This window comes from Methylomagnum sp., from assembly GCF_054333355.1.
In genome coordinates this window covers 1-6,977 of record NZ_JBTEKS010000238.1, presented here as the reverse complement: position 1 = coordinate 6,977, position 6,977 = coordinate 1, and the positions used below count along the sequence as shown (strand labels likewise).

The following is a 6,977-nucleotide window of genomic DNA, read 5'->3' as shown; positions in this document are numbered from 1 at the left end:
GCTGAAGCCCACTCCCACTTCTTTTTTCATCACCCGGCTCACCATGCTCCATCATCCGGTCAAAAAGAAAATCGTCCGCCGTCCATCCGCCGCGCTTTCTGAGGCCGGATTGGCTCACCTCCCGCCGCTGCTCCGCCGCCTTTACGCCTCGCGGCGGGTCAGCGCGGCGACGGAACTGGACCTATCGCTGAACCGACTGCCCCAGCCTTCCCTGCTGTCCGGCATGGACGCCATGGCCGACCGGCTGGCGGACGCCATCGCCCGAAACCAGAGCCTGCTCGTCATCGGCGATTACGACGCCGACGGGGCCACCGCCTGCGCCGTGGCGGTGCGGGGCTTGCGGGCCTTGGGCCTGCGGCGGGTGTCGTATCTGGTGCCCAACCGCTTCGAGTACGGTTATGGGCTGACGCCGGAAATCGTCGCCCTGGCGGCGGAGCGGAGGCCCGATATTCTGCTCACCGTGGACAACGGCATTTCCGCCCTGGAAGGCGCGGCGGCGGCGAAACAGCGGGGCATGAGCCTGTTGATTACCGACCATCACATGCCCGGCGCGGTGCTGCCCGAGGCGGACGCCCTGGTGAATCCGAACCTGCCCGGCGAGGCGTTTCCCAGCAAGGCGCTGGCGGGGGTGGGCGTGATGTTTTACGTGCTGATGGCCCTGCGCCAACGGCTGCGCGGCGCGGGCCATTTCGGGCGGGCGGGCGGGGCGGAACCCAATCTGGCCCAACTGCTGGACTTGGTGGCCCTCGGCACCATCGCCGACGTGGTGCCGCTGGACCATGTCAACCGCATCCTGGTTCATCAGGGCTTGCGGCGCATCCGGGCGGAGCAGGCCCATCCGGGCATTTTGGCGCTGCTGGCCGTGGCGGGCCGCAAACCGCGCCAAGCCACGGCGACCGATTTGGGCTTCACCGTCGGGCCGAGGCTCAACGCGGCGGGTCGGTTGGATGACATGAGCCTGGGGATTGAATGCCTGCTCACCAACCAGCCGGACCAAGCCCAGGCCATGGCGGCGCATTTGGACGAATTGAACCGCGACCGGCGGGAGCTGGAGGACCAGATGAAGCAGGAGGCGCTGGCCCATCTGGACACGCTGGACGTGCCCATGGCGGGCAAGTCGGCCCTGTGCCTGTTCGACGAAAGTTGGCACCAGGGCGTGATTGGCTTGGTGGCGTCCCGCGTCAAGGACTTGGCCCACCGGCCCACGGTGGTGTTCGCCCCGGCGGGGGATGGCTTGGTGAAGGGCTCGGTGCGCTCCATCCAGGGCATTCACATCCGCGACGTGCTGAGCGACATCAACACCCGCCATCCGCGCCTCATCCGCCAGTTCGGCGGTCACGCCATGGCGGCGGGTTTGAGCCTGAATCGAGATGATTTGCCCCGGTTCGCCGAGTTGTTCGAGCAGGAAGCCGCCAGCCGCCTGAGCGCGGCGGACCTGGAACACGCCGTGCAGACCGACGGCCCCTTGGCGGGTGATGAATTGGGCCTCGCCATGGCCGAGCAATTACAGCAGGCGGGACCGTGGGGGCATGGTTTCCCGGAACCGCTGTTTGATGGTGAGTTTGAAATAGCGCAACGGCGGGTGCTTAACGAGCGGCATCTGAAGCTGGTGCTGCGCCCGGCGGGCGGCGGGCCGGACATTGACGCCATCGTCTTCGGCGTCGCCGAGCCGTCGAACTGGCTGGAGTGCCGGACGGTGCGGGCCGCTTATCGCTTGGAAGTGAATGAATTCCGGGATGTGCGCAATGCGCAATTGCGAATTGAATACATGGAAAGCAGTGCAACGTAGGTCGGGTTTTAACCCGATCCAAAGCTGAACGGGGCGGAAGATGTCGGACTAAAGTCCGACCTGCATGGTGCCCGCGCCCACATCCACCGGGCGAAGTAGGGGCATTTCTAGTTATACTGTCGCCATTTAGCAATGCGGACAGTGGTCAACAAGGCTTCTGTGATCAAAAATCTGGTTAAAACCCGAATTCCCACCGGCTACGGCGAATTCACCCTTTATCTTTACTCCGAACATGGCAAGGAGCATCTGGCCCTGGTCATCGGCGACGTGGCCGGCAAGGTCGGCGTGCCGGTGCGGGTGCATTCGGAGTGCCTGACGGGCGATGTGTTCGGCTCGCGGCGCTGCGACTGCGGCGACCAGCTCCGGCACACGCTGCAATACCTGGGGCGGGCCAATTTCGGCGTGCTGGTGTATCTGCGGCAGGAGGGTCGCGGTATTGGCCTCCGCAAGAAGATGGAGGCCTACAACCTCCAGGATCAGGGCATGGACACGGTGGAGGCGAACATCCGCTTGGGGCATCAGCCCGACGAGCGGGACTATGGCATCGCCGCCCGCATCCTCCGGGACTTGGGCGTAGACTCCATTCACCTCATCACCAACAATCCCCACAAGGTCGACGAGCTGAAAGGACACGGCATCGCGGTCGAGGCGCGGATTCCCATCGAGGTGGGCCAGCACGCGGACAACCTCGACTATCTGCGCTCCAAGGCGGAGAAGATGGCCCATCTGCTCACCTTCCGCGAGCGCACCCCGGAGCATCACGATCTGGCCTTCATCGAGCCGCTGCTGGACCAATTGTCCATGGCCCGCACCGCGCCGGAGGGCGGATCGTTCGTCACTCTGACCTACACCCAGAGCTTGGATGGCGGCATCGCCACCGGCCCGCAGGCGTCCCTAGCGCCGGAATCCAAGCAGTCCTTGGTGCTGACCCATTACCTAAGGTCACACCACGACGCCCTGCTGGTGGGGGTGGAAACACTCCTGGCGGACGACCCCAGACTCAACGTGCGTTATTGCGAGGGCGAAGACCCCCGTCTGGTCATTTTGGATCCGCTGGCGCAGACGCCGCCCGAGTGCCGCGCACTCGCGGAGGCGAAGCGGCCACCGCTCATCGCCGTCACCGCCCAAGCCGACCCGGCCCGGCGGGAAAAGTTGGTCGCCGCAGGCGCCGAAATCCTCCAGGTGAACGCGGACGCCGCCGCTGGCCCGGACCTCGGGGAAATTCTGCGGACCTTACGCGACCGGGACTTACGCATTCTCATGGTGGAAGGCGGTCCCCCCATCATTCACACTTTTTTAAAGCAACAACTCGTGAACTACTGCGTCATTACCATCACCCCCCAAATTCTTGGCGGACTCCGGGCCATTGCTGGCTCAAGCGGGTCGCCGTCCCTGCGCCTCACCGATTGCCAGTACCGGACCCTTGGCTCCGACCTGATCGCCCACGGCCCGGTGAGCTACCCGTGAGTACGCGAACCCAGGCGATTTTTCACACGGCCCCCCACATGGTGACGGCGCGGGACGCCGAGGTGCCTACCCTGCGGCCCGGCGAATTACGGATCGAGGCCCATTGCTCGGCCATCAGTCCCGGCACGGAATCACTGATTTTCCAGGGGCGGATGCCCGAAGGCTGGGGGCAGGAGGACGCCCCGCCCGGGGTCGGCAGCGAGTTCCGCTATCCGTTCAAATACGGCTACGCCCTGGTGGGCGAAGTGGTCGAGGCGGGCGGCCGGGAAGACCGGGACTGGGTGGGGCAGCGGGTTTTCGCGCTGCATCCGCACCAAGGCCGCGTCGTCCTCGACAAGCGGGATTGCCGCCGCCTGCCCTCGGGGATGTCGGCGGAACGCGCCTTGTTCCTCGCCAACATGGAGGCCGCGCTGGGGCTGGTGCTGGACGCGGCGCCCTTGGCGGGCGAACGGGCCATGGTGTTTGGGCAGGGCGTGGTGGGCTTGTTGACGACGGCGGTGCTGAGCCAGTTTCCGCTGGCCGAGTTGATTACCGCCGACCCGGTGGCCCCACGCCGGGAGCGCTCCCAGCAATTGGGCGCGGCGCTGGCGGTTGACCCTGCCAAGGGCCGCGAGTTGGCGGTGCTGGAGGATTGCCTGTTCTTCGGCGACCACAACGGGCTGGATGTGGTGATTGAGGTCTCGGGCCAGATCGAGGCGTTGAATCAGGCCATCAGCCTGACCGGCTACGATGGCCGCATCGTGGTGGGTTCGTGGTATGGGCGGAATGCCGGCCTGATCGACCTGGGCGGCCACTTCCATAAGCGGCGCATCCGGCTCATCGCCAGCCAGGTCGGCACGCTCGCCCCGGGCTTGTCGGGCCGCTGGACCAAGGAGCGGCGCTTGAAGCTGGCGTGGGAATGGCTGGACCGCATCGCGCCGGAGCGGCTCATCACCCACCGCTTCCCCCTGAGCGCCTGCCAAGAGGCTTTCGAGCTGGTGGCCGACAAGCAAAGCGGCGCCTTGCAAGTCATCTTCGAATATCCCTGACAGCGGCGGGACTGTCCCGCCGCCCCTAGAAATAAACCGACTCGGCTTTTGAAGCCGAGTCGGTTTTTTGCTTTTTCAGCCCCCGAAATTATTTAGGCGCTGGCCTGCTCCGCCGCCGCGTCATGCTCGGACGATTTGTGCCTGCTGAAGAAGCGTAGCAAATCCGTTGCAGTGATGATTCCCGCCAACTTCCCGTCTTTCACCACGGGCAATGCGCCGATTCGATGCTTCGCCATGATGGCGGCTGCGTCGGTGGCGTACTCGTTCGGGTTGATGGTTACGACGGCCCGGTGCATGATGTGTCTCACCTTTTGAGGCACTACGTGTAGAGAAGCCTTGTCATTGCTTTCCTCGATCACGTTCGAATTGGTCTTCGGCCCCAACGCCTTGTAAAGATCACGGTCAGACACGATGCCAATCACTTCGCTCTTCCTGTTGATGACCGGAACATGGCGGATTTTTTCGTAGTGCATCAAGAAGAACACCCGCTCAATCAGGGCATCCTCCTCGACAGTAAAGACTTTAGTGTGCATCAACTCGGAAACGCGCATAAATCACCTTTGGCAAATGTATAAATTTCTGAACCTTATAAAAAAATGGACCTGGATTCAATTCGGCGGATTCGGGACACCTCCTTTAACCCTGGAAGCTGCTAAACAATGTCAGTGACTCTCCGCGACTATCTGGACATCAAATTCGCGCTCGATGAGCGCAGCCTCAGTCCCGCCGTCAAGTCGGCCTTCTTCGCCGCGCTGCGTGACCGCGCCGCGCTCGCCTGTCTCGATATTGGCACCGGGACGGGCGCCTCCATCTGGCGCCTGCTCAATGCCGACCTCAAGGCCCGGCTGGAAATCACCGCCGTGGACCGCGATCAAGCGCTGCTGGAGTTGGCCCACCGCCGCACCGTGGCCATGCTGGGCGCGAGGGGCTTCAAGGTGACGGCCTCGCCCGGCGCGATTAAGGCCAGGCAAGGCAAGCGGCAGGTGGCGGTGGAGTTCATTATGGCGGATTTGGAGCATTTCGAGCATGGCCGACTCGGCCATTACGATGCCGTCATCGCCCACGCCGTGATGAATCTGCTGCCGCCCCAGGCCATGGCCGGGCGGATTTCCGGCTGGCTCAAGCCCCGTGGCGTGTTCTACGCCACGCTCAATTATGACGGGGGAACGTCTTTATTGCCGATTTATCGCGATCAAGCGCTGGAGGACCGCGTTTTCGCCGCCTTCGACGCGGCCATGGAACGGCGGCGGGTCTGGGACCAATCCGGCGGCGGCGCCCGCTCGGGTCGGCGGCTGCACGCGGCGCTGTTGGAAACCGGCCTGGAGGTGCTGGCCTACGGCAGCTCCGATTGGAACCTCACCCCAGAGAGCCGCCGCTACCGCGACCGGGAATCCGTGTGCCTGACCGAGTTGTTGGAATTGATGCGCAACGAGGCCGCGCAGTCCGGCCAGTTCGTTGAGGAGGAATTGGAAGCTTGGTATCGGGCGCGGCTGCGGGATGTTAACGATTCCCGGCTTGGCTTGGTGGTCCATCAGCTTGATTTCCTGGCGGAGAAGCCGGGTTAGAGCGTTTCCAACATGAGTGTACGGCAGCGAGAAAGGCCGACTCGGTTTTGAAAACCCAGTCGGCCTACGTGAACGCCGGAAACCCAAAATAAAAATGCTCTAGCCCACGCGCTAGCGCGGCAGGGTCGCGGGCTAAAGCCCGCTCCCACGGCATTCGTGCCTGACGGGATTCGGGAATCATTCGCGCCCAAATCCATGGTCAAGCCGATTAGGCAGAAGCTGCCCGCCCCCCAATCGAAATCCCCGGCTCAGCGCCGCCCAGGTGAAGCGTTGCGCCGCCTCAATGGCGTCCGCCATGGGCAGGCCACGGGCCAGGCCGGCGGCGACGGCGGAAGCCAGGGTGCAACCGGAGCCGTGATAGGTGTCCGGCAAGCGCGGCCAGCGGTAGGACAGCTCGCCCTCGTCGCGATACCAGCGGTTCACCACATCGGGACCATCCTCGTGGGTGCCGGTCAGCAAGACATTCGGGCAGCCCAGCGCCAGCAGGGCGCGGGCGCATTCGTCGGGACCATCCCCCCCGGTGAGCTTCCGCGCCTCCGGCGTGTTGGGCGTCAGCACGGTGGCCCGGGGAATCAGCTGCGTTTTGATGTCCGCCACCAGGCCGTCGGTCGAAAGATTCCGCCCGCCGCCCGCCGCCAGGATGGGGTCCAGCACCACCGGGGTTTCCCGCCCGATGTCCGAGAGCATCTCCGCCACCGCCCGGACGATGTCCACGCTTCCCAACAAGCCAATCTTGACCGCCGCCACCTTCATATCCGCCAGCACCAGCCGCGCTTGCTCAAGGAAGTCGTCCGCCGCCTGCGGAATCACCCGCCGCACGTTGTGGGTGTCCTGGGCGGTCAGGGCGGTGACGACGGTGCAGGGATAGCAGCCGAGCCGCCACAGGGTTTCGATGTCCGCTTGAATTCCGGCGCCGCCGGTGGGATCGTGGCCGGAAAGGCAGAGAACAACGGGGGGCGTGCTTGTCATAATTAACGCGGGCCGACTTGGAAAGCCGGGGAGTTTCCCATGATTGGAAAGCGAAAGCTAAGCACTTGGCCAGAAACAAGTTCCAGAAGTCGAGAAACCGGCGGTTGTGGGAGTGGCCTTCAGGCCACGATCAGGCGCGGCATTGTCGTGGCCTGAAGG

At 64.2% G+C, this 6,977-nt stretch carries 6 protein-coding genes; 4 read left to right on the top strand and 2 right to left on the bottom strand.

What is annotated here, in order from left to right; genetic code table 11:
- The 3 genes from recJ to ACXWUF_RS15815 all read left to right on the top strand — a co-directional run.
- The coding region (gene recJ, locus ACXWUF_RS15825) for a single-stranded-DNA-specific exonuclease RecJ (protein WP_458495619.1) at positions 1–1,789 on the top strand (1,789 nt) is incomplete at its 5' end.
- 159 nt (positions 1,790–1,948) lie between these two features.
- Complete coding sequence (gene ribA / locus ACXWUF_RS15820; protein ID WP_458495618.1) at positions 1,949–3,256, top strand: GTP cyclohydrolase II; 1,308 nt, start codon at positions 1,949–1,951, stop codon at positions 3,254–3,256.
- Positions 3,253–4,284 (top strand): zinc-dependent alcohol dehydrogenase, encoded by a 1,032-nt coding sequence (locus ACXWUF_RS15815; RefSeq protein WP_458495617.1) that lies wholly within the window; start codon positions 3,253–3,255, stop codon positions 4,282–4,284. The genes ribA and ACXWUF_RS15815 overlap by 4 nt, the downstream gene beginning before the upstream one ends.
- A 92-nt stretch (positions 4,285–4,376) precedes the next feature.
- Here the strand turns inward: ACXWUF_RS15815 and ACXWUF_RS15810 are convergent, their stop codons facing one another.
- Complete coding sequence (locus ACXWUF_RS15810; RefSeq protein ID WP_458495616.1) at positions 4,377–4,817, bottom strand: CBS domain-containing protein; 441 nt, start codon at positions 4,815–4,817, stop codon at positions 4,377–4,379.
- Between the two features lie 126 nt (positions 4,818–4,943).
- Here ACXWUF_RS15810 and ACXWUF_RS15805 point away from each other — a divergent pair, with 126 nt between their 5' ends.
- Complete coding sequence (locus tag ACXWUF_RS15805) at positions 4,944–5,849, top strand: class I SAM-dependent methyltransferase (protein WP_458495615.1); 906 nt, start codon at positions 4,944–4,946, stop codon at positions 5,847–5,849.
- Positions 5,850–6,026: 177 nt separating this feature from the next.
- Here ACXWUF_RS15805 and thiD read toward each other — a convergent pair whose 3' ends face one another.
- Complete coding sequence (gene thiD / locus ACXWUF_RS15800) at positions 6,027–6,818, bottom strand: bifunctional hydroxymethylpyrimidine kinase/phosphomethylpyrimidine kinase (RefSeq protein WP_458495614.1); 792 nt, start codon at positions 6,816–6,818, stop codon at positions 6,027–6,029.
- Positions 6,819–6,977 lie beyond the last annotated feature (159 nt).